The 21,291-nt window shown below is 65.3% G+C and carries 29 protein-coding genes; 23 read left to right on the forward strand and 6 right to left on the reverse strand.

All coding sequences use genetic code 11. From position 1 onward, the window contains the following. The first annotated feature begins 18 nt into the window (after window positions 1-18). Both HNQ08_RS10475 and HNQ08_RS10480 read left to right on the forward strand, forming a co-directional pair. A complete protein-coding gene (locus HNQ08_RS10475; protein ID WP_184131193.1) occupies window positions 19-834 on the forward strand; it encodes a helix-turn-helix domain-containing protein in 816 nt (271 codons plus the stop codon). A gap of 53 nt (window positions 835-887) precedes the next feature. Continuing rightward, the gene (locus HNQ08_RS10480) at window positions 888-2,108 is read left to right on the forward strand and encodes an MFS transporter (RefSeq protein ID WP_184131196.1); all 1,221 of its coding nucleotides are present in this window, start codon (window positions 888-890) and stop codon (window positions 2,106-2,108) included. Window positions 2,109-2,212: 104 nt separating this feature from the next. On the opposite strand, the gene HNQ08_RS10485 is transcribed toward HNQ08_RS10480, so the two are convergent. The 6 genes from HNQ08_RS10485 to HNQ08_RS10510 form a co-directional block, all read right to left on the reverse strand. Further along, window positions 2,213-5,632, reverse strand: coding sequence for an efflux RND transporter permease subunit (locus tag HNQ08_RS10485; protein WP_184131199.1), 3,420 nt, complete (start codon window positions 5,630-5,632; stop codon window positions 2,213-2,215). Continuing rightward, complete coding sequence (locus HNQ08_RS10490) at window positions 5,629-6,909, reverse strand: efflux RND transporter periplasmic adaptor subunit (protein ID WP_184131202.1); 1,281 nt, start codon at window positions 6,907-6,909, stop codon at window positions 5,629-5,631. Before HNQ08_RS10490 ends, HNQ08_RS10485 begins: the two co-directional genes overlap by 4 nt. Further along, on the reverse strand, window positions 6,906-7,961 hold the full coding sequence (locus tag HNQ08_RS10495; RefSeq protein WP_184131205.1) for a TolC family protein: 1,056 nt from the start codon (window positions 7,959-7,961) through the stop codon (window positions 6,906-6,908). The genes HNQ08_RS10490 and HNQ08_RS10495 overlap by 4 nt, the downstream gene beginning before the upstream one ends. After that, on the reverse strand, window positions 7,958-9,529 hold the full coding sequence (locus tag HNQ08_RS10500) for a TolC family protein (protein WP_184131208.1): 1,572 nt from the start codon (window positions 9,527-9,529) through the stop codon (window positions 7,958-7,960). Before HNQ08_RS10500 ends, HNQ08_RS10495 begins: the two co-directional genes overlap by 4 nt. A 162-nt stretch (window positions 9,530-9,691) precedes the next feature. Further along, window positions 9,692-10,285: a TetR/AcrR family transcriptional regulator gene (locus HNQ08_RS10505; protein WP_184131211.1), complete on the reverse strand. Its 594-nt coding sequence runs from the start codon at window positions 10,283-10,285 to the stop codon at window positions 9,692-9,694. Between the two features lie 310 nt (window positions 10,286-10,595). After that, window positions 10,596-11,291: a LexA family protein gene (locus HNQ08_RS10510; RefSeq protein WP_184131214.1), complete on the reverse strand. Its 696-nt coding sequence runs from the start codon at window positions 11,289-11,291 to the stop codon at window positions 10,596-10,598. 79 nt (window positions 11,292-11,370) lie between these two features. Between HNQ08_RS10510 and HNQ08_RS10515 the strand changes: the two genes are divergently transcribed. The 21 genes from HNQ08_RS10515 to HNQ08_RS10615 all read left to right on the forward strand — a co-directional run bounded on the left by HNQ08_RS10515 (window position 11,371) and on the right by HNQ08_RS10615 (window position 21,268). Then, the gene (locus HNQ08_RS10515) at window positions 11,371-11,607 is read left to right on the forward strand and encodes a helix-turn-helix domain-containing protein (RefSeq protein WP_184131217.1); all 237 of its coding nucleotides are present in this window, start codon (window positions 11,371-11,373) and stop codon (window positions 11,605-11,607) included. A 389-nt stretch (window positions 11,608-11,996) separates the two neighbouring features. Continuing rightward, window positions 11,997-13,766: a DDE-type integrase/transposase/recombinase gene (locus tag HNQ08_RS10520; RefSeq protein ID WP_184131221.1), complete on the forward strand. Its 1,770-nt coding sequence runs from the start codon at window positions 11,997-11,999 to the stop codon at window positions 13,764-13,766. Further along, window positions 13,766-14,536, forward strand: coding sequence for an AAA family ATPase (locus HNQ08_RS10525; protein WP_184131224.1), 771 nt, complete (start codon window positions 13,766-13,768; stop codon window positions 14,534-14,536). Before HNQ08_RS10520 ends, HNQ08_RS10525 begins: the two co-directional genes overlap by 1 nt. Continuing rightward, window positions 14,533-14,949: a hypothetical protein gene (locus HNQ08_RS10530; RefSeq protein WP_184131227.1), complete on the forward strand. Its 417-nt coding sequence runs from the start codon at window positions 14,533-14,535 to the stop codon at window positions 14,947-14,949. Before HNQ08_RS10525 ends, HNQ08_RS10530 begins: the two co-directional genes overlap by 4 nt. Continuing rightward, window positions 14,949-15,344 carry a hypothetical protein gene (locus HNQ08_RS10535; RefSeq protein ID WP_184131230.1) on the forward strand — a complete coding sequence of 132 codons (396 nt, stop codon included), beginning with the start codon at window positions 14,949-14,951 and terminating at the stop codon, window positions 15,342-15,344. The genes HNQ08_RS10530 and HNQ08_RS10535 overlap by 1 nt, the downstream gene beginning before the upstream one ends. Beyond that, entirely contained in the window at window positions 15,328-15,744 is a 417-nt protein-coding gene (locus HNQ08_RS10540; RefSeq protein ID WP_184131233.1) for a hypothetical protein, read from the forward strand. Before HNQ08_RS10535 ends, HNQ08_RS10540 begins: the two co-directional genes overlap by 17 nt. Then, a complete protein-coding gene (locus tag HNQ08_RS10545; protein ID WP_184131236.1) occupies window positions 15,741-15,980 on the forward strand; it encodes a hypothetical protein in 240 nt (79 codons plus the stop codon). The genes HNQ08_RS10540 and HNQ08_RS10545 overlap by 4 nt, the downstream gene beginning before the upstream one ends. Continuing rightward, window positions 15,974-16,366, forward strand: coding sequence for a hypothetical protein (locus tag HNQ08_RS10550; protein ID WP_184131238.1), 393 nt, complete (start codon window positions 15,974-15,976; stop codon window positions 16,364-16,366). The genes HNQ08_RS10545 and HNQ08_RS10550 overlap by 7 nt, the downstream gene beginning before the upstream one ends. Further along, window positions 16,363-16,971 (forward strand): hypothetical protein, encoded by a 609-nt coding sequence (locus HNQ08_RS10555; RefSeq protein ID WP_184131241.1) that lies wholly within the window; start codon window positions 16,363-16,365, stop codon window positions 16,969-16,971. The genes HNQ08_RS10550 and HNQ08_RS10555 overlap by 4 nt, the downstream gene beginning before the upstream one ends. Then, window positions 16,971-17,261 carry a hypothetical protein gene (locus tag HNQ08_RS10560; protein WP_184131244.1) on the forward strand — a complete coding sequence of 97 codons (291 nt, stop codon included), beginning with the start codon at window positions 16,971-16,973 and terminating at the stop codon, window positions 17,259-17,261. Before HNQ08_RS10555 ends, HNQ08_RS10560 begins: the two co-directional genes overlap by 1 nt. After that, window positions 17,258-17,464: a glyoxalase superfamily protein gene (locus HNQ08_RS10565; protein ID WP_184131247.1), complete on the forward strand. Its 207-nt coding sequence runs from the start codon at window positions 17,258-17,260 to the stop codon at window positions 17,462-17,464. Before HNQ08_RS10560 ends, HNQ08_RS10565 begins: the two co-directional genes overlap by 4 nt. Further along, the gene (locus HNQ08_RS10570; RefSeq protein WP_184131250.1) at window positions 17,461-17,931 is read left to right on the forward strand and encodes a hypothetical protein; all 471 of its coding nucleotides are present in this window, start codon (window positions 17,461-17,463) and stop codon (window positions 17,929-17,931) included. Before HNQ08_RS10565 ends, HNQ08_RS10570 begins: the two co-directional genes overlap by 4 nt. Then, window positions 17,928-18,311: a hypothetical protein gene (locus HNQ08_RS10575; RefSeq protein WP_184131253.1), complete on the forward strand. Its 384-nt coding sequence runs from the start codon at window positions 17,928-17,930 to the stop codon at window positions 18,309-18,311. The genes HNQ08_RS10570 and HNQ08_RS10575 overlap by 4 nt, the downstream gene beginning before the upstream one ends. Next, window positions 18,301-18,525, forward strand: coding sequence for a hypothetical protein (locus HNQ08_RS10580; protein WP_184131256.1), 225 nt, complete (start codon window positions 18,301-18,303; stop codon window positions 18,523-18,525). Before HNQ08_RS10575 ends, HNQ08_RS10580 begins: the two co-directional genes overlap by 11 nt. Further along, window positions 18,522-18,746: a hypothetical protein gene (locus tag HNQ08_RS10585; protein WP_184131259.1), complete on the forward strand. Its 225-nt coding sequence runs from the start codon at window positions 18,522-18,524 to the stop codon at window positions 18,744-18,746. Before HNQ08_RS10580 ends, HNQ08_RS10585 begins: the two co-directional genes overlap by 4 nt. Before the next feature lie 164 nt (window positions 18,747-18,910). Then, window positions 18,911-19,447, forward strand: a complete 537-nt coding sequence (locus tag HNQ08_RS10590; protein WP_184131261.1) for a hypothetical protein — start codon at window positions 18,911-18,913, stop codon at window positions 19,445-19,447. A gap of 77 nt (window positions 19,448-19,524) precedes the next feature. After that, window positions 19,525-19,707: a hypothetical protein gene (locus HNQ08_RS10595; RefSeq protein WP_184131263.1), complete on the forward strand. Its 183-nt coding sequence runs from the start codon at window positions 19,525-19,527 to the stop codon at window positions 19,705-19,707. Next, complete coding sequence (locus HNQ08_RS10600; RefSeq protein ID WP_229789807.1) at window positions 19,704-20,213, forward strand: hypothetical protein; 510 nt, start codon at window positions 19,704-19,706, stop codon at window positions 20,211-20,213. Before HNQ08_RS10595 ends, HNQ08_RS10600 begins: the two co-directional genes overlap by 4 nt. Then, window positions 20,210-20,464, forward strand: coding sequence for a hypothetical protein (locus HNQ08_RS10605; protein ID WP_184131265.1), 255 nt, complete (start codon window positions 20,210-20,212; stop codon window positions 20,462-20,464). The genes HNQ08_RS10600 and HNQ08_RS10605 overlap by 4 nt, the downstream gene beginning before the upstream one ends. Beyond that, window positions 20,461-20,727, forward strand: a complete 267-nt coding sequence (locus HNQ08_RS10610) for a hypothetical protein (RefSeq protein WP_184131267.1) — start codon at window positions 20,461-20,463, stop codon at window positions 20,725-20,727. Before HNQ08_RS10605 ends, HNQ08_RS10610 begins: the two co-directional genes overlap by 4 nt. Before the next feature lie 247 nt (window positions 20,728-20,974). Continuing rightward, window positions 20,975-21,268: a hypothetical protein gene (locus tag HNQ08_RS10615; protein WP_184131269.1), complete on the forward strand. Its 294-nt coding sequence runs from the start codon at window positions 20,975-20,977 to the stop codon at window positions 21,266-21,268. Window positions 21,269-21,291: the final 23 nt, after the last annotated feature.

Consider the following 21,291-nt stretch of genomic DNA (forward strand, 5'->3'; position numbering starts at 1 on the left):
GGTCTGCCACAGTGGGGCGTGGTCTACCAGGAATTTGCGCCAGACCCCCGCCTGGGCCATCTGGTGCGCAACTATTTTCAGGTGTCTGGAAGTCTGCACAGCGCCAGGGAGGAACACCGCTTCCTGCCGGAACGTCTGGTGCGCCTGTCTTTTTCCGCTGGGCAGACCTGGCAGGGTTCGCTGCTGGGCGGCAACATGGACCGGCTGCCGGACGCTCTGCTGACCGGGCTGAGCCTGACGCCGCTGCGGGCGGTCTCCGAGGGCGAGAATAAGGTGTTGGGCGCAGAACTGCTGCCCTGGGGCGCGCGGCAGCTGTTCGGCTGGGACGCCCGCACGGTGTCGCTGGACCTGAGCCTGAAGTATCCGGCGCTGACCCGTGCCCTCGGCTCACTCGTGCGGCTCTCGGCCTGGGAGGAAGCGCGGCAGACGCTGGACGCCTGGCTGCTGGAACTGCTGGCCCAGCGTGGCCGCGAATCGGGGGCGGGCATCCAGGCGGCGGCCACCCTTTACCGCACGCTGGGACAGACGCGCCTGGGGACCCTGGCCGACGAGGTGGGCCTCAGCTCCCGCCAGCTGGAGCGTTTGTTCGTTTCGGAAGTGGGCATCAATGCCAAGACGCTCGCGCGCCTGATTCGCTTCGAGGAAATCCACAACCGGCTGATGGTCGACCCTGACCTCTCGTTGGCCGGACTGGCCTACGAGCTGGGTTTTGCCGATCAGGCGCACCTGACACGGGAGTTCAGGGCGCTGTCGTTCATGACGCCTGGGCTGTTCGGGCAGGTCGTGAGACAGCGGGCCTACCGCTCCAGAGACGATGGGGCCGGGCATCCCTGAGCGTGTCGCGTTTGTTCAAGACCCCGCCAGGCACCCAAATCTAGCCTGAGCGTATGCATGAATCCCCGGTCACAAAAGTCCCGATCCTGTTTCTTCTGGTCACCGCCTTCCTGTTCTCAGTGGGCATCAGTCTGGTGTTTCCGGTGCTGCCGTTCGTGGTGGTGAAGTACGTGCCCCAGGCCTCGCAACAGGCCGCCGTGATCGGCCTTCTGGGCGCCGCCTATGCCTTCTTCTCGTTCTTCTCGTCCCCCGTCCTGGGTGCGCTCAGCGACGCTTATGGCCGGCGTCCGCTGCTGATTCTCAGCTTGCTGGGTTCGGCCCTCGGGTACGTGATTTTCGGTATCGGGGGCAGCCTGGGGATGCTGTTTGCCGGCCGCATCATTGACGGGCTGTGCGCGGGCGGCATGGGAGCGCTGTTCGGTTACGTGGCCGACACCACCCCGCAGGAGGAGCGCGGCAAGGTGTTCGGGCAGATCGGCGCGACGGTGGGCGCGGGCTTTATCGTCGGCCCAGCGATTGGTGGCCTGGCCGCGCAAGTCAGCCTGGGTGCCCCGATGTTTCTGGCGGCGGGCGTGTGCTTGCTGAATGTCCTGTGGGGCCTGTTCATGTTGCCCGAAAGCCTGCCCGCCTCGCGCCGCAGCGCCCACTTCGACGCGGCACACCTCAATCCCCTGAGGCAGCTGTCGGGGGCGCTGGCGCATCCGGCGGTGCGGCGCCTGGTGACCGTCAGCGTGCTGTTCGCCCTGCCGCTGTCCATCCTGCAGGTCACGGCGGCCCTGCTGGGACGTGACACCCTGGGCTGGGGGCCGGCGCAGGCCAGCACTCTGTTTATCCTGGTGGGCCTCAGCGACATTGTGGCGCAGGGTTTTGCGCTGCCGCACCTGCTCAGACTTCTCGGGGAACGTGGCGTGGCCGTGCTGGGCCTGTTGCTGGGGTTTGCCGGAATGCTGGGGATGGCGCTGCTGGTGGTCTTTCCGCACGCCGCCCTGTTGTACGCCAGCACGCTGGCTTTTGCTATTGGCGAAGGCATCTTCAACGCCTCGCAGGGCGCACTGATTTCTATCGCTGCTCCCGCCGAGGCGCAGGGACAGGTGCAGGGCGGCGCGCAGGCGTTAGCCTCCCTAGCGCAGGTGGCGGGGCCGCTCGGTGGCGGGCAACTGTACTCACGCCTCGGTCCCGGCGCCACATACGGCGCAGCGGCGGCGCTGGTGCTGGCAGCGCTGGGCCTGCTGCTGGGACAGAAGCCTGCGAAGGCCGGAGTTGCAGCGGCGTAGGGGAGGGGCCTTTTTCAACGTTCAACGTATGACCACCCTTTGGGCCTCTTCAAACGAAAACCCCCTCCGATGATGGGAGGGGGTTTTCAATCTCAAGGCGGCGCTCAGTCGCCGTGCGCCAGCGTTCCCGTGACCCCAGACGGGGCGTCCGGCTTGACCCTGCGGCGCTCGAACTGCCAGAACACGGTGGGCACCACGTAAAAGGTCAGCAGGGTGGAGGTCACGACGCCGCCCAGAATCACGATGCCTAGGCCCCGCCGGAATTCCGCGCCGTCGCCCTGTCCGAGAATCAGGGGAATGCTGATCACCAGCACCGTCAGCGTGGTCATCAGAATCGGACGGAAGCGCAGTTCGGCGGCCTCGATGAGGGCTTCTCGCAACGGCAGGCTGCGGGCGCGCTCGGTCACGAATTCCAGGTACAGAATGGAATTCTTGGTGGACAGGCCCAGCAGGATCACCATGCCCAGCACCGTGATCACGTCCAGATTGACCCCGAACAGGCCCAGCGTCCACAGCGCGCCCACAATTGCGATCGGCACTGGCAACAGCAGGTAGATAGGGTAACGGAACGAGTTGAACTGGCTGCCCAGCACCAGGTACGTCAGCAGGATGGAGGTCACCATGATGATCGGTCCGAAGAAGACCAGATCCTTGGTCAGGCCCGCGCTGCCGAACGCGCTCGCGTTGCCCAGCGTGACGCCATTCCTGAGCAGGCCGGCGTCGGCCACGCGCTTTTCCAGCTCGGCCTGATACGCGAACGGGTTGGGGCCGCCCTGGACCAGGTTGATGTCCAGCGTGGACGTGTAGGCCTTGTTCAGGCGGCTCAGGGTGGCCGGCGCCTGGCCCACCTGGAAGGTGCCCAGCCCGCTGAGGGGCAGATTGGCATTGAGCGCGGAGGAATACACCGTCTGGGACAGCAGGCTCTGCTCGTCGCGGATCAGCGAGGGGTCCAGCCGCACCACGATGTCGACGCTCTGGTCACCGTCACGCACGCTGCCCGCCACGCTGCCGTCGTTGTAGGTCCGCAGCGCCTGCGCCACGTCGCTGGCGCTCAGGCCAGTGCCGGACAGTTTGTTGGCGTCAGGAATGAAGGTGCGCTCCTGGGTGGTGGCGCTCAGGCTGCTTGTGATCGTGCGGATGTTGGGATCCTGGCGCAGCAGACGGACCACGTCGCGGTTGCGCTCCAGCAGCAGGCTCTGGTTGGGGGCGGTCAGCGCCAGCGTCATGTCGGCGCTGCCGCCGGGGCCGGCCTGCTGGGAGGCCACCGTCAGTTCCGCGCTGGGGCGATCCGCAATCAGCGGGGCAAGCAGTTTGCGGTACTCGGCGCTCAGTGCCTCCAGCCCGGCGCGTTCCTCCTTGGGCACCAGCGTCAGGGTCAGGCTCGACGCATTGGCACTGTTGCCGCCCACCAGGCTGCCGTTCCCAACGCTGGTCTGCACCAGACGCACCTCGTCCCTGGCCAGCAGCCTGTCCTCGATCTGGCGGGTCAGGGCGTTGGTGGTGGCCAGATCGGTACCGACCGGCAGCTTCAGGTCCACATTTAGAATGCCGCTGTCGGTCTGCGGCACGAAGGCGAACCCCAGCCTCGGCGCGATCATCGCGACGCTGCCCATGAAGGCCAGGGCCGCCAGCATGACCATCCAGGGGCGCTTGAGTGCGCTGCCCAGACTGCGGGCATATGCGCGGGCGGTGCCTTGCACGGCGTTGAGGGTGATGCCGTGCAGGGTGCCGGTGAGCGCCTCCAACACGGCGTACAGCACGCTCAGGACGTAGCGTACCAGCGTCAGCACGACCGGGGCCAGGATCACGGCCAGCGCCAGCGTGACCGGCAGCGGAAGGCCGCTGCGGGACAGGGCCAGCGCTCCGATGGCGCCGCCCAGCGCCAGCCCCAGGAAGCCGGGCACTGTCCGCACACCCACCAGTGACCGCCGGAACAGTTCGGGCAGGCGGGCGAGGACGCCGGGCAGATCGCTCCACGCCACCGCCCTTGTCTCGGTGGTGTAGGTCATGCGGACGGTCAGGAACAGCAGACTTTCGAGCCACGACAGCGTGATGGCCGCCGCGATGCCCAGCCCGAACTGGCTGAAGAACTGGCCCAGGATACCGGGAAAGAAGCTCAGCGGAATCAGGACGGCCAGCAGCGAGAACGACGCGGCGGTCACGGCGGAGAAGACCTCGCTGGCCCCGAGCAGCACGCTGCGCACCGGGCTGTATCCCATGTCGCGGTAGCGCTGCACGTTCTCGGCCACCACGATGGAATCGTCCACCACGATGCCAATCGCCACGATGATCGCCAGCAGCGAGATGATGTTGAAGGTGAAGCCTAGCACCCCGAAGAGCAGCGGCGCGGCGCTGATCGAGATCGGAATGGCGAGAATCACCGCGAACACCGTGTTCAGGCGGCCCAGAAACAGCAGGCAGATGATGCCCACGGCGCCCACGGCGATCAGGAATTCCTTGAAGGTGTCCGAGACGGTGGCGCGCGTTTCACGGGTGGTGTCGCTGGCGAGCTTGAGGCTGTAGCCACGGGGCAGCGGCTGTTCCTTCATGGCCGCCAGGACGTTGTCGGTCACGGCCACCGAGTTGGTGCCCGAGGCCTTGCGCACCGAGAGCAGCACGGCGGGCTGACCGTTGACCCGCGCGAAGGAGGTGGCCGACGCGCTGCCGTCACGCACGCTGGCGACATCGGCCACGCGCAGCCCGGTGGCCGGATCGACGATGATGCGGCCCACATCGGCAGCGCTGCGCGGCGTGTTGCGCGTGCTAAAGCCTGTGGTGCTGCCGCCCTGCGTGACCGTTCCGGCAGGCAGGTCCAGCGCCGAGCCGCCGATGGCCCCGGTGACGCGCGCGGGCGTCAGGTTGTAACTCTGCAATCTGGCGGGATCGAGCAGCACCTGAATCTTGCGCTCCGGTCCGCCCGACAGGTTCACGTCGGCCACACCCTCAACGCGCTCCAGCCGGGGGACCAGGGTGTCCTCGGCGAAGGCCGTCACGTCGTCGGGTCTGGCGCTGCCGCCCAGCAGGGCCAGCGACAGGATCGGAGTGGCGTTGGGATCGAACTTCTGAACGACCGGGGCCTCAGCGCTGCCGGGCAGAACGCCGCGAATGGCGGCCACCGCCTGCGACACGCTGTTGGCTGCCGAGTCGATGTCGGTGTTGTCGGCGAAGGTGATGATCACCGCCGACTGGTTGCTCACGGAGGTGGTGTTGATGTCCACCACGCCGGCCAGGGTACTGACCGCGTCCTCGATCTTGCGGCTGACCTCGCGGTCCACCTGATCGGGATTCGCACCCGGATAGGCCGTACTGACCGCCAGCACCGGCACCTCGAAGTTGGGCAGCAGTTCCACGCCCAGCCGGAACACCGACACCAGCCCCAGCAGCGCCACCAGCACGAAGATGCCGATGGAAAAGACGTAGTTGCGAACGCTGAAGCGCACGAAGGGATTGATTGCCGGTTCCGGTGTGCCGTCGGGCAGCGTGCCGCGCGGGGCGTTCAGTTCATCGGATTCGTGGGTGCTCATGGCGCGTCGCCCCCCGTCTCGCCCTCTTCGGCCTCGTCAGCCGCCGTGGGCGCGGCCCCGGCCACCGAGATGGCCGCGCCGTCCTGCAGGCTGGCGGGCAGCGGATTGATCACGGCCACCCCCGCGTTCAGGCCGTCCACGGCCAGTTGACCGCCGGATTCGGCGATCACGCGGATCACCCGGCGCTCGGCCTTGCCGTCTGCCGCCACGTAAACGGCGTTCTCGCCGTCGTCCACCTGCACGGCGCTGCTGGGAATCAGCACGCCGCTGCCCAGATTGGCGCGGTAGCGCACCTGGGCCGCCGCGCCCACCGGCAGCTTCTCGCCGCCCTGAATGCGCGCGGTGATGGGCACCAGTCGGTCACTGCCCGCGATGCCGGGGCTGCCCTGCACGGTAGCCACGTAATTGACACCGCCGTAGCCCAGATTGAGCTGGGTGCCGTCGGTCAGGGCAAAGGCGTCGCTGCTGGGAATGCTGAACTTGGCGCGGATGCTGCCAGGATCGACCAGCCGGAAGACGGGCGTCCCCTGTCCGGCGAACTCGCCCACCTTCGCGCTGATGTTCGCCACCGTTCCATCGAAGGGCGCCTTGACGGCGGTGCGGGCCAGGTTTTCCTCGGCCTGCCTGACACCCGCCTGCGCCGTTTCCAGCGCCACCTGTTGCAGCGGCACGCTGCCCTGGGCGCTGCGCCCGTTCTGTGTCAGGTTGTTCTTTGCGGCAGACAGGCCCGACTGTGCCTGCGCCAGCGTGGCCCGCGCCGCCTGCAGGTCCGCCAGACTGATCCCGCCCAGCCCGTACAGCGTCTCGGCGCTCTGGGCGTTTTGCTGCGCTTGGGCCAGCGTGGCCTCTGCCGAAGAGACTGCGGCAGACAGCGAGGCGCTGGCATTGGCCGTGGAGTCGCGGGTCTGTTGCAGGTTGATCTGGGCCTGCTGGAGCTGGAGGCGGGCGTTGTCCAGCGCCTGTTGCTGCTGGGTGTCGTCCAGCTGCAACACCACGGCCCCGGCGCTCACCTGTTCACCCTCGTCGGCCAGCACCCGCGTCACGGTGCCGCCGCTTTGGGTGGCCACCTGTGAATCCTTCTGCGCCGTGATGATGGCGCTGGCGCTGCGCTGCACGTTCAGGGTGCCCTCCCTGGCCGTGACCACCTGCACGTTCAGCACGGTGGACTTGGCGGGGGCGGTGGTCAGGTCATTGCCTGTGGACTTGGCCTGCTCGCCTGGCTGTGAGCACGCTGCCAGCAGCAGGGGCAGGGTCAGGAATGGAAGCAGCCGTCTCATTTTGCCAGTCCGGTCACGTCCACGCCGGAGGCCGCCCCCAACGCCGCGAGAGCCTTCCACAGCCCGTCCTGCGCCTGAACCACCGCGAAGTCAGCCTGCTGCGCCTGAACCTCGGCCTGCTGGACCTCCACGGCGGCGGCGGTCCCGGCCTTCAGGCGGGCGCGCGCCTGGGTCAGGGTGGTCTGGGCATTGGTGCTCTGCTGACGGGCAATATCCACCTGTTCCTGGGCATTCTGCACGGCGCGGTAGGCATCGCGTACGCCTGTCGACGCAGCCTTCACGGCGTCATCCAGACTCCGCTGAGCGTTGGCCTGGGCCGTGCGGGCGTCTTCCAGGGTCCGGGCGGGTGTGTAGTCATTGTCGGCCAGCCTGACCTGCAGCGCCGCGAAGCTCAGGCCGTTGCTGGCCTGGCTCAGCGAGGGCAGGCGTTTGTCCAGTCCCGTCTGAAGCGTGGCCAGGCTGGTGCCCAGCTTGGGCGGCGCGGGCGGATCGGCCAGGGTCAGGGCCGTGCCGGTGGGCAGGCCAAGGGTGCGGGCCAGCCCGGCTTTCAGTACAGGAAGCTGCGCCTGCGCGTCGGCCAGGGCCTGGGTGTCGCTGTTCAGGCTGGTCTGGGCGCGGTTCACGTCGAGCTGGGTGGCGACCCTGGCAGCCAGGCGGGCCTGCGCGATCTGCAGGTTGCGTTTGTCCAGCGCCACCTGTGCGCTGTTCAGGGCAATTCGCCCGCCTGCCTCGTAGGCCGCCAGGTACTGCGAGATGACGGTCTGCGCGACGTTCAGTTTGGTGCTGTCCAGCGTGATGGCGGCCGCCGCGTTGTCCTGCTCGGCCTGGGTCAGCGTGGTGATGATGCTGGTGGGATCGGCGCGCACGGCCCGCAGATTGGCCTGGGCCTTTTGCAGGTTGGCGCGGGCAGTGGTGACGTCCGGCCCGCTGGCGAGGGCGCGGGAGACGGCGCCCGACAGGGTCAGCTTCACGGCGTCCTGCGCGGCGGCGTGGCCCAGACTCAGGGCGAGCAGGACGGTTAGGATGCGGACTGTGGGGGTGTGGTGGGTCATGGTTGGCCTCCGGAGGTTTCGGTAGATGGGCTGGGTTCGGTGGGCGGTGGGACTGGCGTTGCGCCGGGTGATGGGGGAGGGGAGACCTGGGCCGGAGCAGGCGTGGTGGGCAGCGCCGGGAGCTGGCCCAGCAGCACCGGATCCAGTTCGCCCGTCGCCTGGAGCAATTGCAGCGCGGCCAGTGCCACGGCAGCGTTCTGGGCGTCCAGGGCGTTCTGCGCCTGCATCACGCCCAGTTCAGCCTGTGAAACGTCCAGCGGCGTCGCCAGCCCAGCGTCCACGCGGGCGCGCGCGCTGGCCAGCGCAGTCTGGGCACGGGTCAGCGCGGTCTGCAGGCTGGTCAGCCCGCCCAGCTCGTCCTTATAACCAGATAGTCGGGTGCGCACATCAAGTTCCACCCCCTGCCGGGCGGTGCTCAGGCCCAGTTGCGCCTGCTGCAGGCCCTGAACGGCCTGTGCCAGCTCGCCAGCTGCCGCGCCGCCCAGCAGGGTGTATGTGCCGCTCAGCGACAGCGTGACCCCACCAGGAATATCGCCAGTGTCCTTGAGCGGAATGCTGGCCTGGACGCCCAGCACGCCGGTCTTGGCGTTCAAGCTGCCGCTGACCACCCGGCCCGAGCCGCCCTGACCGTCGCTGAGCTGTCCGGCGCGGATACCGGCGGTCAGGTCCGGCAGGCGGGCGTTGCGCTGGGCAGCGGCCAGCGCAGCCTGCGCGTCGGCCAGCGAGACCTCAGCGCGCGCGATTTCCGGACGGGCATTCAGGGCGCGGGCCAGCAGGGTGTTCAGGTCATTCGAGGGATTCAGCGTGGGCAGGCCGCCCAGGCTCCTCAGATCGGTGGGCAGCGTCAGGGGCTGCCCCAGCACGCGGGTCAGTTGTGCGGCGGCCAGGGTCACGCCGCGCGCCGCCTTCTCGCGCGCGGCCTGGGCCGATTCCAGGGCAGCCTGGCGCTCCAGCACAGCTTCCTCGGTGATCAGGTTTTGCGAGCGCTGTTCGTCCGCCACAGCCCGTAGCCGGGCACTCAGGGCCAGTTGCGCGTCGGCCTGGGCCAGTCCGGTCACGGCGCTTCGCGCTCCGGCAAAGGCCTGTGCGGCTTGAATGGTCAGCGTGGCGCGGTTGTCGCGTAAGGTGACCGCCGATGCCGACAGCGCCCGTTCGGCGCTACGAACCGCCTCGCGGGCGGGAGACCATGGCAACACGTTCAGGGCGGCGCTGACATTCAGTGAGGCGCTGCCCTTCCACTCGCCAGTGTCCCACGGCACCTTGACCAGGCTGCTGTCAACTCCCACGCTCAAGGACAGGCCTGCGCGGGTGCGGGCGCTGTCTAGCGCGAGTTGCGCGGCGCGGTAGGTCAGGTCTGCCGATTGCCAGCCGGGCGACTGCCGCAGCAGGGTCAGGACGCCGTTCAGCGTGAGCGGTGCGGCCTGGACCTGTGCCGTGGAGGAGGGCTGTTGTAAAGCGGGCGTTGTTGAACCTGACGGGGGTGGTGTCGGGGTCTGGGCCTGGCCCGGGGTGTGCAGTCCCAGACCTAGAAGCGCCGTGAGAAACAGTGCGGAAAAACGTCGCGTCATGGAGTAAACCTCAAACGAACACAGGACGGATGGGAGGGGCAAGCTAGGAATCTTGGCGGGGTTTGTGCAGTGGTTACTTACTTTCGGGCCAGATGCTACACCCTGTCCTGCCCTGACAACACCATCTAAAGGTGGAACATCCGGGACGGATCGCGTCCCCGGTCACGGGGCCAGTCCTGGCCACAGCAGGTCCAGCATGCCGCGCACGAAGCGTCCGGCGTCCATCGGCTCGCGCCCGGTCTGGCCCATCATGTGTTCCTGATGGACGTAGGTGGTCAGCGCCCCCAGGATGGTCAGTGCCGTGACCTCGGCGTCCAGTGGACGGACCCGCCCCAGGTCCAGCTCGGCCCGCAGATACTGGGCCAACACCTCGGCGTCCTGGCGCACTGGGTTTCCCAGGCGCTCCAGAATGCGGTTGTGTTCGGGATCGTGGCCGCGTGACAGCACCGTCATCAGATTTGGAATGATGGCGGCAGCTTCCTTCAGGAACGCCATGAACGCCCCTTCCAGATTGCGCCGGACCTCACCCTGCCCCAGCCGTTCCAGCAATTCCGCGCGCCAGTGGGCGTAATCGTGCAGGCCGACGGCGGCCTCGAACAGGTCCTCCTTGCTGGCGTAACGTTTGAACAGAGTGCCCTCAGAGATCCCGGCCCGGCGGGCAATTTCGGTTGTGGTGGCGGCAAAGCCCTGTTCCAGGAAGACTTCCCGGGCGGCCTCCACAATCTGTTCATCGGTAATCGTGCGGGGGCGGGCCATAAGTGAGTTTGTACTGCACGAACTCGGGACGGCACTGTGAAACGGGTTACGCAACGTCGAAGGCGGGCGATGCCTCTGGCCCTCTCCCGAAGTATCCGGAATCTGTGTGATGGTGTTGTTTATCTAATTAATCTACCTACCCTGTATAGCTTCGGTGTCAATGGAACAACCGGAACCAGCCTGAACCAACCAAAAGAAAGCGCCCGCTGGGAGGGCGTTGTTTCGCTTTCATCTGGAACGTGGTGAATTTTTGCGGAACGATTTCGTTTTCTGGTTATCGTTCGTTTTGGGTCAAATTACGTGTCAACGGTCAGAGGCTGGTGTGGATGATCCGCACAACTTTACCGATAATTTTGTCGATCCGATCACCGGTGATGATTGCCTGTTGTGGGTCGAGGAATTCAGGGTTGCTGCTGTCAAGAATATTGCCGGGGCGCAGGCGCTTGCAGACGTATCCATCGCCTATCAGGCGCGCGACTACGGCGCTGTTGATCTCGCCCTCTAGACGCCGATCTACGATTACCAGGTCGTCCTTGTATATAGGGTGCGTTCCACCAGCCATAGAATCGCCCACGATGCGGAAAGCGAGCAACTCGCGTCCAGTGGCAAATTCGCGCTCAACATAGGTGTAACCGTCAAGCTTGAAGTTCTGGTCGGGGCCAGCGCCAGCGTGGCCAGCGATGGCGATAGGAACTTGAGTGACTTCTGCGGATAGAGGAACGTCTGCGCCTGGGGCTTCAGGGTCAATGAGATACAGCAGCTCGTGCGTGGGGCGTTCCAGGACCGTTGCGAGCCTAACAAGAGTGTCGAGGCTTGGCTTCATCCAAGCGCCGTTGATTGTCGAGCGCCCGCGCACTAGGTCATAGATGGTGGTGCGCCCGATTCCGACGATGTCAGCGAACTCTCTAACGTTCTCCACGTTGTGCTTTCTCATGTATTCAACAATCAGACCGTTGATCGGTCCGCGCATCTCTGCTGCTTTATTTTTTGCCCCGCGCCGCGTCATGCAAAAAGCATACAGAAAATCCACATACGTGTGTTGATAAATCCGCTTACGCGGATTATGCTGAATGTAAGGAGACAAGATGCTTGGAGAGAAGATTGACCGGCGCAGGCGTGAGCTGAAGCTTTCGCAGAAGCAATTGGCCGACAGAAGCGGGCTTTCTCCGCAATACGTCAACATGTTGATCCATAATCAGCGAGGACAGCGTATTGGAATTGATGCGGCTTACCGACTGGCGAAAGCCCTGCGGGTAAGCCAAAAATTTTTCTCAAGTGAATCCTCTTATGCGGATTCTATGTCCAGGAAAGCGGCCAGGTGAGTGTACTGAGTCCTCACTACTCGAAATCCAGAAAGGTCTGGCTACTCAACATGGCGGAATGTCAGAAGGTTTTTGGCAAGTCGAAACCCACGGTTGAACGTCGATTGGCGCTTCTGCGTAAAGAAGGCCGCCCTGCCTACAGCGAGATGGTCGTTGAACGGCATACAGCAGGGGCAACTCGCGCGAATTACTACGACCCGTCCACCCTGGGCTGGGACATTTCCAGGGCCATGTTGAGCGGGGTGACAGGTGATGGTGTGAGCAGCCTCGCACCATCACCTCACACCATCATCCAGACCTCGCACCATCACGCCCTATTAAGCCCGCCTGACACAGCAAAAGTACCCACAACACTTCAGAGCAGCGATGATCTCGCACCATCACTCGAAATGATGGTCCGAGACTCTCGGACCATCACGGGCCAGTCCAATCAAGTTTCATCTGCGCCGCTGTCGTCTACCGATCTGGATGAAGCAACCGATCTGCGCGAGTCACTTATGCCTGCGCTGACCAAACGCCCAGGCAGCCCTGAGCGTCGTGAGGCTATCGAGCAAATTGCCGCTAGCCAGGACGTCAGTTCGCGGACCATCCGACGTTGGATCAGTGCATTTGAGAGCATGGGCATGGTCGGTCTGGCCCGCGCAGCACGCAAATTACCCCGCATGGACAAAGGGGCGCATCGGCTTCCGCACGAGCTGGTGCAGGTGGTTCAGTCCACGTTGATCAGCAATCCGCCTGGAACGAGTATCCGGAAGATCCACGACATCGTGACGCGCGGAGTGCCAGAGTTGGCACTGGTGCCGCGCAAGAGCGGACGAGTGATCGAACTGTCGGTCGCCACGGTGCGTCGAGTACGTCAGGAAATGCTGGATGACCCCACGTTGCGACTGCTGTTTGCCGACGCCGACGCCCGCAAGGAGTACATCCGCACGTACAGCGGCCAGGTCATGGCGGCGCATGGCAATGACATGTGGCAGATGGACATGACCAGGTGCGACATCATGGTCTACGATCCCGACAAAGACGCCATTTACCGCCCGCGTGTGCAGGCTGTCATTGACGTGTACAGCGGCTGCATCATGGGCATTTCGTTCTCGCGCCGTGAGGATCAGGACCAGGCTGATCTGGTGTTGGCCCGCTCACTCATGCGGAAATACGGCGCATTGGACGCCCACTGGCCCATGCGCGGCGTGGCGCGGCGGCTGTACATCGACAACGGGAAAACGTACAAGAGCGCGCACTTTCACCGGATCGTGTCTGGCATCGGAATGGAGATTATTCATTCCAGGCCGCTGGTTTCCCACACGCGCGGCAAGGTGGAACGGTTTTTCGGAACGCTGCACCAGGTAGAACGTGCCCTGGTCGGTTACTGCGGTGAGAACGCTGCCAAGCGCAGCAATCATGAGCTGAACCGCCTGTACAGGAACACCCTGGCCTGGGCACGTGAAGGGCGCAACGTCGCACGGCACGAGCGGCTGCTGACGCTGGCCGAATACCAGGAAGTAATTCTTAAATGGCTTGTCACCGACTATCACCAGACAGTGGTGCACGGCCTGACCCGCCTTCAGCACTTCGTCCAGACCGCCCCCGCCTCTACCCTGATCGACCTCGATCTCTACGACCTGAGCTTGCTGTTTGCTCGCTGGGAGCCGCGCACGGTGCGGTCGGACGGCACCGTGCTGATCGACAAGGTGGCCTGGACCACTCCGAACGGACGACTCGCGCAATACCAGCGCATGAAGGTCGTGGTGATGACCGAGGCATTTGCCCTGGGCGATCCGCGCAGATTGGCGGCCTACGAGGATCGCAGTGGCCGGTTTCAAATGCTGGGACCGATTGCCCCCGCGCCCACCGCCGCAGACTCGCTGGAAGCCGCTGCCCAGCGCCGCGCTAACCGCGCAGCCACCAAAGAGCAGTTGGCCGAGGCCGACGGCCTGCGCCGCGAGCTGTTCAATCCTGCGGCCACTTACGAGGCCCACCTGAACCGGGGCATGGAGGACGTGATTGTCCAACCTGCGCCGCTGCCCGCACCCCGTGCTCGCCTTGCCGCTTTGCAACCCGAGGCTGCCCCACAACCCGATCTGGACGGCTTTGGGGACTTCCTTAAACCCGCCGAAGACATGGATGAGCTGTTGCGGCGCATCCGGGAGGACAACTGATGAAACCTGCCAAGAACGCTGAGCTACAAGCCGATATCGAACCGGTCATCGACTTGAAGCTGGTCCCCGTCGAAACGCCCGCACCGGCCCCCACGGTGTACAGCACGCCCGCCGTGCGGCTGGTGCTGAGCCGCATTGATTACGCCGTGAAAATTCACAGCCCGCTGTGCGTGATCTCTGGTGAGCACGGAGGGGGGAAATCCACGGCGGCCAAGCTGTACGCCCAAAGCAACCCTCGCGCCCTGTACTGGGAGGTTCCCCCCGAATACGACGCCCGTGAAGTCGTGGCAGACCTGTGCCAGCGCCTGCGAATCAGCGCGGGCGAGGCGTGGCGAGTGCGAACCAGCGTGCTGATCCAGCACCTGAAACAGCAATCCTTCGTGATCCTGCTGGATGAGTCTCAGCGCCTGAACTACCGCGCGATGGATGTGCTGAAGTACATCGCGGACCAGAGCCAGACCACGGTGGTCATGTTGGGCAGCCCGTGGCTGGACCGGATGGTGGACCGTCACAGCGACATTGCCAGCCGTGCGTGGGTGCGCGGGCGGGTGCAGCCCATTGAGTTGACGGATCTGGCTGGCCTGCTGGGCAGCCAGGGGTACAACCCCAAAACGTTGGCCGCTGTTCATGGCGCGACGGGCGGCGTGATGCGCCGGATCATGGCCCTGCTCGATCACCTGGACGAGGGCCTGAAGCGCGCCCCCGACATGACCCGTGCCGATCTGACGCCAGAGCATGTCCGCAAGGTGGCCAGCGAGGTGCTGTCGTGAGCGCCGAGAAGAAGAGTCGGGGCAACCGCCGTCCCAGCGGTGTGGGCAGCAACAGCCAGCGCTTCGCTGTGGTTCAGATGCCAGACGGAGGCGAAGCCAAGGTGCCAGCGGCTAAGGACGCCGCCACCTACATCTGCGAGGCCACCCCCAAAGGTGATTGGCCAAAACAGGCGCTCATCGTGCTGCTTTACGACGCCGTGTGGCTGAACGAAGGCAGCGTGTTTGAGGTTGAGGAGATGCGGCCTGGGCGCGGCATGGGCGTCCTGAAAACCTTGCGCGTGATCGTGGCCCGTGCCCGCGTCCAGTTGCACGAGGGGCGCTACGGACAGATGCAGCGCTGGGTGCTGTGTGAGGAGGTTGCTGGCGAAGACGAGGCGGGCGGCATGGGCATTCCCGACCTGGAGGTCAACTGATGGACACTCGCCTGCCTGCACTTCGCAACCGCGCACACCCGCCCCAGGACCGTGCCCTGGCTGGAAAGAACGGCGACCAGACCACGCCGGAGGGCCGCGCCGCTGGCCTGTTGCTGCACCCGGTGCGGCGCTGGGCACTCCAGTTCGTGCGCGAGCACGGGCAGCTGACCACCCACGATCTGACCCGCGAGTTCCCGTACATCTTGCCCACCCGTGCAAATCACCCCCTCCGAATGCTGCTGAACAGCGGGGCACTGGTGATCCGCGAGCGGCGCGGCGGCAACGGCCTGGGGCACACCTACCTGCCCGGTGACTACGACGACCTGCGGGCGCTGCGCGACTACCTGAACACCATCCTCGACACCCCGGAGGTGCCGCATGAAACCCACGGTTGATGACCTGCGCCAGCTGCTGGACCTGCCCGAACAGATCGCCGCGCAGGAACGGCAGATCAACGGCATGAAGTCCGACAAGGCCAAGCGTGCGCGTGAACTGGAGGCGCTGGAGGCCCGTCACCGCATTCGCATCAGCAAGGAGGGCGGCTACACCAACGCCGAGGACCGCAAGGCCGCGCTGACCATCGCCCTGGAAGACGACCTCAAATACGCCGGAATCACCGACCGTTTGGACCAGCTGAACGGCACCATCCGCGCCGCCGAGGCCCAGCGCGATCTCCTGCGCCGTAAGCGGGCCGGACTCCAGGTTCAGGCGGGCCTGCACATCGTGGGCCGGCTGGACGAGCTGGTCAAAGACAAGGACATCGTGGCCGCCGTGGGCGGGAAGTGGCTGGCATGAGTGGCCAGACCGTGCGCGACGTGATGCTCACCAATTCGAGCACGCACGTGCGCCTGTGGTGCGACGACGACGGCGTGTGGGTGGCCCTGCCGGAATCCGGCCCCTACCCCGGCCCCGATGACGTGGGCATTGAGATCGACCAGCTTCCTGCCGCCGAGGGGGCCACGCCGGAGGAGGCGCTGGCCACCCTGCTGAACTCGCCCTCTCGTCTGCCCCTGGAGGTTCCCCCATGCTGATCACCCTGACTCTGGCCACGATTGCCCTCGGCGGAATGCTCCTGCAGGGCGTGGTCAAGACCGAGGCCATCTCCTACCCCGCTTGGCAAAACGGTGATGTGCTGAGCCGCCAGAGGAGCGAGGTGGACCACGTGCACGCCTGCGATTACAGACCCGGCGAGCTGCTGGCCCTGGCCGACGACCTGCGCCGGATCGTGCGCGAGGGCACTGGCACGGGCGAAGTGGTGGACAAGGCCCTGGCCAAGAAGCTGAGCGAGGCGCAGCTGCTGGAGGAGTTGGCAGACCGGCGCTACATCGAGCGACGGCTGGAAGTCGAACGGCTGAACCACGCGCGGAACACGAAGACGGTGCGCGCGGTGTACCGGGTGGCTGGAGTGGCGGCGTGAGTGCCTTCGGCGTGACCGTTCTGGAGCGTCAGCAGGAAGGCAAGAAGATCCTGCTGGCCTATCGCGCATCGGGCCGCCCGATTAGCGCCAAGGTGTGCGAGGACATTGGCGAGGATCACGGCTTCTACGATCCACGCACGGAGCCGACGCTGACTCTTGGGGCATACGTCGGTGCACGAATCATCCGCGAGGGCTTCACAGGCGAGCTGTGCGAACACCGCTGGGACATGGTGGCCCACTTCAGCCGCAACCCCTACGGCTACGTGCGGACCTGCGGCAAGTGCGGGATCACGACCATGGAGTCGCACAAGAAGCGCTCCAACACAGGCACCTATACCTACGGCGAGTGGGAGCTGCGCGAACACATCTGGCGCAAGTGGATGAACCTCGGCCCCGTTCCTGGTTCGCTGGTGGCCCAGCCGCATCACGGGAAGGGCGAGGAGGCCGATCCCCGCCAGGAGCATGGCGGCACTTCGACGGAAACCCTTGACGAGCGCCTGAAAAGCCTTCGCCCTGGCCTGCCCTGCTGCGGCGAGTACGGTGCCTGCACGGGTGGTTCTGGTTGCTGGGCCGATGAGCCCGACAACATCCCGGAGGGCTTGTAATGACCCTCCTTCACACTTTTGAGCCTGAATTTAGGTGCGACCCCGACAAGGCCCGCGACCTGGGCGAGCGCTACCACCTGGGTCATCCAGCCGAGTACGTGGTCATGCCCACCGGCACCGTGCACCTGCGTCAGGCGGGCAGCCGCCGCACCATCTGCGGCACCCTGATTCCTCTGGACGGCCAGAAGCTGCCCCGCTACACCACCACGGGCGACTGCACCTGCATCCGTTGCGGCCAAGTGATCGAGAAGGCCCTAGACCGCGCCTATGGCGTCAAGAGGGCGAAATGAACAGCGATCCGCAGAGCGTGCGCGATGTGAAAGCGCGGGCCAGAGCCATACACGATGAGCTGAAGCGCCAGGGGCATGCCGATGTCGCCTACGGCAACTGCCTCCACCAGGTGGCCGTGCAGGATGGTTACCGCAACTGGCACACCTACAGCGCGAAACTTCGGGCCGACGCGGGCCTGTCGAAAGTGAAGCGCACCGCATGACCTCGCGCACTCAGGAGATCCGCGCCGTCTGCATTACCGCCGAACTGCTGGCCGCTACCGAATCGTTTGAACAGACTGGCTGCGCGTTCGGCCTGGTCAGCAACGCCTACATCCGGGCCATGGGCAAGTACCCGCATGCCGAGACCTTCGACTACAAGGGCATGGCGTTCGAGCTGGCCCCGTTCCCGCGCGTGGTGCTGGTCCTGTCCCACGCGGCCAAGCCAGTCGGCCCTGGCGGGAGCAACAGCCTGCGCCCCTTCGCGGAACTGCTGGTGACTCATGCCGTCCAGAAGGTGCGGCTGATCTCGGACGGCCCCTACCGGGCGTGGCTGGAGGTGTCCCTGGACGGCCAACGCTGGCGCAGGCTCCGGCGCGAAGGCGATCCCCCTGCTCGTGAGCCGCCGCCGACCACCGTGATCGAGCCCCGGATTCCCGCCCCTCGCCCGGACCTGGAGGTTGACCTGTGACCCTCGATCTGACACCCCGCGTGACCGCGCCGTCCTTCAGCGCCAACCCGCTGGAGTACTACCACTGGCACCTGAAGAACCACCCCGAGATGTACGCCGGATTCCGCACGCTGGCCGATCAGTACCGTGCCGTGGACCCCACGCGCCGGGTGAGCGCCGACATGGTGTGCCACGTGCTGCGCTACCACTCTGGCCTGCGGGCCGACGATGACCAGTTCGTCGTCAACAACAACATGACGCCCCTGTATGCCCGCCTGTACAAGCACGAGCGCGAGGACGCAACCATCGAAACCCGCACCAGCCAGCTGGATGCCCTCACCGATGACGAATGGGCCGCGCTGCTGGCGCTGCTGCCCGAGGAGGAACGCCGTGGATATTGAAACGACCTTACAGACTGGTGGACAGATCGCGTATGAGGGCTACCGTCGCTCGACGGGTGGACGCACCTACGATGGACGTATTGCGCCTTTGTGGAAAGAGCTGCCCATGTCCATCCAGCACGCCTGGCAGACGGCTGCGGAATGCGTGCTGCGCGATGCATTGGCCGGGGTGATCGAGTCCCTCCGGGAAGTTCACGCGGAGATGGGGCTGTGAGCTCTCCCGACATCTGCCGCCAGTGCCACCAGGAACCCACCCGTCTGCGCTGTGGCTGCTGTGGCAAGAGGCTGTGCCGGTCCTGTGCGGTCAGCACGGGCGAGGGCGAGCTGTGCCCGGAGTGCCACAGCGACATGACGCACTTCCTGGCCGACGTGGAGGTGACCCATGCTCCCGAAGTACCCCACGACGGGGAAATCCACATTCCGAGGGCCGGGTGAAGCCCAGCGCGAGAGCCTGCGCTACGCCCCGCGCCGGAGTGGCTGCCACCCGCCGTGGCGGGCCTACCTCTGCCCCCACTGCAACCTCTGGCACGCCACTCGGCGGCCCAAGGTCTCCGACATCATTCGACGCCAGCGCGTCCGCCGCTGGAAGCAAGGAAAACATGACCAAACCGATTAGACCCACCCTACCTACCCTGGCCCTCGACTACGACGCCGGAATACTGACCAACACCATGACCGGCGAGTACGGGGAAGCCGTGTACGGCGTGGTCCTGGCCTTCCGTGAGGATCGCGCCCTGTGGCCCACCATTGGTGAGCTGCCCCGGCTGCCCATCTGCGTGAATGGCAGCGAGTTCGGCCCGTGTCTGTGCGCCTTTGCCGACTGGGGCAAGGACGGCACGCCGCCCGACTGCACTGAGGAGCTGACGCTGCTCTTGTGGATGGACGACGGGGCGCAGGTGATGACCCTGACGGCCCGCCGCTCGCAGGTGAAGACGCTGACCCGCTACCTAGATACGAAAGCCATGCTGGGCGGCATCCTGCACGATCAGTACGTGACCATTCGCATGACCCCTGAAGGTGCGGGGCATCGACTGACGCTGCTACCAGGAGAACTGGTGGACAGGGAGGCGCAGGCACGGCTGGCTGGCGTGGCGGAGCGTGCCGTGGCGAGCGGGGCATTCGGGGCGCTGTCGTGAGCGGTGAGTTCCCCACTGCGGCAGAAGCGCGGGCAGCCCTGAACTCCAGCGAGAACGTAGCGACCAGGACAGAACTCATGACCCTTAAAACCGCCATTTCCAAAGCGATTGAGCAGGGCAAGGAGTCCATCACCGTGATGAGCATGGCGACGGGCGTCAGGATGTATCTCGAAGAGCGTGGGTACAAAATCACCCATATGAACGCTTACCAGTACAGTAATGATCAGCGCGACACTGATTACTGGACGATATCGTGGTGAGCGGGGTGCTGCTGCGCGTGGCCGATCTGGCCCGTGAACCGGAGTTCCACCTGGACGAGCTGCTGGAGGTTCTGGCCCAAGTGCCCGATGGCTACCTCACCGAACGCGCTGAGGTTTGGTCTGGCGAGACGAAGGAACCCGGCTGGGAACTGGAAGCGGACAGCTACGAGATCGGCGTCGACCCGAATTATCGCTGTGGCTGGTCAGAGAATGGCGACGGCAAGGTGCTCACGGCCATCACGAGCCGATTGCAAGAAACGAGCGGCCTCCTGGTCCTCGTCACGGCTCAGGTCATGCAGACGCCGCCTCCTGGGCCGGTGCACATCAAGCCGTACATGCAGGCGGTATGGAACGCCGCCGTCACGCTGGGCCAGGGAATGCCGCTGGGGTGCGCGTGCGATCTCTTTGAGAACCCACGTGCAGGCAGTCAGGGGCTCGGCCAGAACGACGGCCCCGGCGTGGCCACGCTGCTGGCCTACCTGCGGGCCTGGGGGGTGCTGGAATGAGGCGCGTTGCGCTCGGCCCTGCCCAGGCCCAGGTGCTGCTGGCCTGCACATTGGAAGGTGATCGACAGGCAGTGATCGCCAAACGGACCAAAGGCATATCGGGAGACAACGTGGGCCAGATCCTGGCGAGACTCTGGGGCCGCAACCTGGTCCGCGAGCTGGAGCCAGGTATCTGGGCGCTGGAGCAGGGGCCAGAAGTCGAGGCAGCGCTGGATCAGGCGCACGCGCTGGTCCGGGGGGAGGGGCAGTGAAGCGCCGCACCCGCCTCCGCAAGATGGGCCTGCCTGCCGATCCCAAGCCAGTGCCCCGGAAAACCGAACCGAGCTTTTACGACTTGGCTGTGAGCGCCGTCAAAGAGCTTGAGAAAACTGGCCTGCCCAACAGTTGGGCCAACAACCTTGATTTCTTGGAGGATTGCCGACGCTATGGCGTGTCCCACACCGTTAACTGCATGAGACTTCACGGCTTACTTCCGAGCCGACTGAAGGACATGCTGGGGTCCCCATGGCTCTGATTGACCGCGTGCGCCTGGTGCTCGCCACGGACCCCGACGCGCCGTTGTCTCGCGTGTGCTGGTGCGTGGGCGACAGCAGGCCGGAGATGGTGGCCACCCTGATGCGGATGGTGATCCTGAGTGGGTTGCGTGGTAGCGTAGCGGCAACCCACACAGCCTTGAAACCGCGTCACAGCACTGTGAACGCCGTCCCCTGCTCAACCGCTAGCCTGCCAGCATCAAAACGTGTGCGGGGGAGTGTCTAGCTGTGGCTGGCCTGCCCTGCGACACCTGCCAGGAAGAGAGCATCGTCATCCCATCTGGAGTGATTCTTCAGGACGAGGGCGGCGCGACGGCGTATAGGAGGTACAGGGTATGCATCAACCCGAAATGCGAACGGTACTGCCAGCGCCGCGAGACTCTGGAGCAGTACCTGCCGGAGACCGGCGAGCGGGTGATGCTGGACACCCGGCAACTGCGGGAGTATCTGCCCCAGGCACCGCCCGACGCAAACAGATCACCGGGACTTTTCGACAGCTTCTGGGACACGAAGGAAGGTTAAAAGCGCAGGAGGGGGAGGCCGAA

The sequence above is a fragment of the Deinococcus humi genome (assembly GCF_014201875.1).
Lineage (GTDB): Bacteria > Deinococcota > Deinococci > Deinococcales > Deinococcaceae > Deinococcus > Deinococcus humi.

What these genes read in the sequence shown, in the direction of transcription:
- HNQ08_RS10480 (WP_184131196.1), top strand. Translation starts at nt 888, where the DNA reads ATGCATGAATCCCCGGTCACAAAAGTCCCGATCCTGTTTCTTCTGGTC.
- HNQ08_RS10485 (WP_184131199.1), bottom strand. Translation starts at nt 5,632, where the DNA reads ATGAGCACCCACGAATCCGATGAACTGAACGCCCCGCGCGGCACGCTG.
- HNQ08_RS10490 (WP_184131202.1), bottom strand. Translation starts at nt 6,909, where the DNA reads ATGAGACGGCTGCTTCCATTCCTGACCCTGCCCCTGCTGCTGGCAGCG.
- HNQ08_RS10495 (WP_184131205.1), bottom strand. Translation starts at nt 7,961, where the DNA reads ATGACCCACCACACCCCCACAGTCCGCATCCTAACCGTCCTGCTCGCC.
- HNQ08_RS10500 (WP_184131208.1), bottom strand. Translation starts at nt 9,529, where the DNA reads ATGACGCGACGTTTTTCCGCACTGTTTCTCACGGCGCTTCTAGGTCTG.
- HNQ08_RS10505 (WP_184131211.1), bottom strand. Translation starts at nt 10,285, where the DNA reads ATGGCCCGCCCCCGCACGATTACCGATGAACAGATTGTGGAGGCCGCC.
- HNQ08_RS10510 (WP_184131214.1), bottom strand. Translation starts at nt 11,291, where the DNA reads ATGACGCGGCGCGGGGCAAAAAATAAAGCAGCAGAGATGCGCGGACCG.
- HNQ08_RS10515 (WP_184131217.1), top strand. Translation starts at nt 11,371, where the DNA reads ATGCTTGGAGAGAAGATTGACCGGCGCAGGCGTGAGCTGAAGCTTTCG.
- HNQ08_RS10520 (WP_184131221.1), top strand. Translation starts at nt 11,997, where the DNA reads ATGATGGTCCGAGACTCTCGGACCATCACGGGCCAGTCCAATCAAGTT.
- HNQ08_RS10525 (WP_184131224.1), top strand. Translation starts at nt 13,766, where the DNA reads ATGAAACCTGCCAAGAACGCTGAGCTACAAGCCGATATCGAACCGGTC.
- HNQ08_RS10535 (WP_184131230.1), top strand. Translation starts at nt 14,949, where the DNA reads ATGGACACTCGCCTGCCTGCACTTCGCAACCGCGCACACCCGCCCCAG.
- HNQ08_RS10540 (WP_184131233.1), top strand. Translation starts at nt 15,328, where the DNA reads ATGAAACCCACGGTTGATGACCTGCGCCAGCTGCTGGACCTGCCCGAA.
- HNQ08_RS10545 (WP_184131236.1), top strand. Translation starts at nt 15,741, where the DNA reads ATGAGTGGCCAGACCGTGCGCGACGTGATGCTCACCAATTCGAGCACG.
- HNQ08_RS10550 (WP_184131238.1), top strand. Translation starts at nt 15,974, where the DNA reads ATGCTGATCACCCTGACTCTGGCCACGATTGCCCTCGGCGGAATGCTC.
- HNQ08_RS10560 (WP_184131244.1), top strand. Translation starts at nt 16,971, where the DNA reads ATGACCCTCCTTCACACTTTTGAGCCTGAATTTAGGTGCGACCCCGAC.
- HNQ08_RS10565 (WP_184131247.1), top strand. Translation starts at nt 17,258, where the DNA reads ATGAACAGCGATCCGCAGAGCGTGCGCGATGTGAAAGCGCGGGCCAGA.
- HNQ08_RS10570 (WP_184131250.1), top strand. Translation starts at nt 17,461, where the DNA reads ATGACCTCGCGCACTCAGGAGATCCGCGCCGTCTGCATTACCGCCGAA.
- HNQ08_RS10590 (WP_184131261.1), top strand. Translation starts at nt 18,911, where the DNA reads ATGACCAAACCGATTAGACCCACCCTACCTACCCTGGCCCTCGACTAC.
- HNQ08_RS10595 (WP_184131263.1), top strand. Translation starts at nt 19,525, where the DNA reads ATGACCCTTAAAACCGCCATTTCCAAAGCGATTGAGCAGGGCAAGGAG.
- HNQ08_RS10605 (WP_184131265.1), top strand. Translation starts at nt 20,210, where the DNA reads ATGAGGCGCGTTGCGCTCGGCCCTGCCCAGGCCCAGGTGCTGCTGGCC.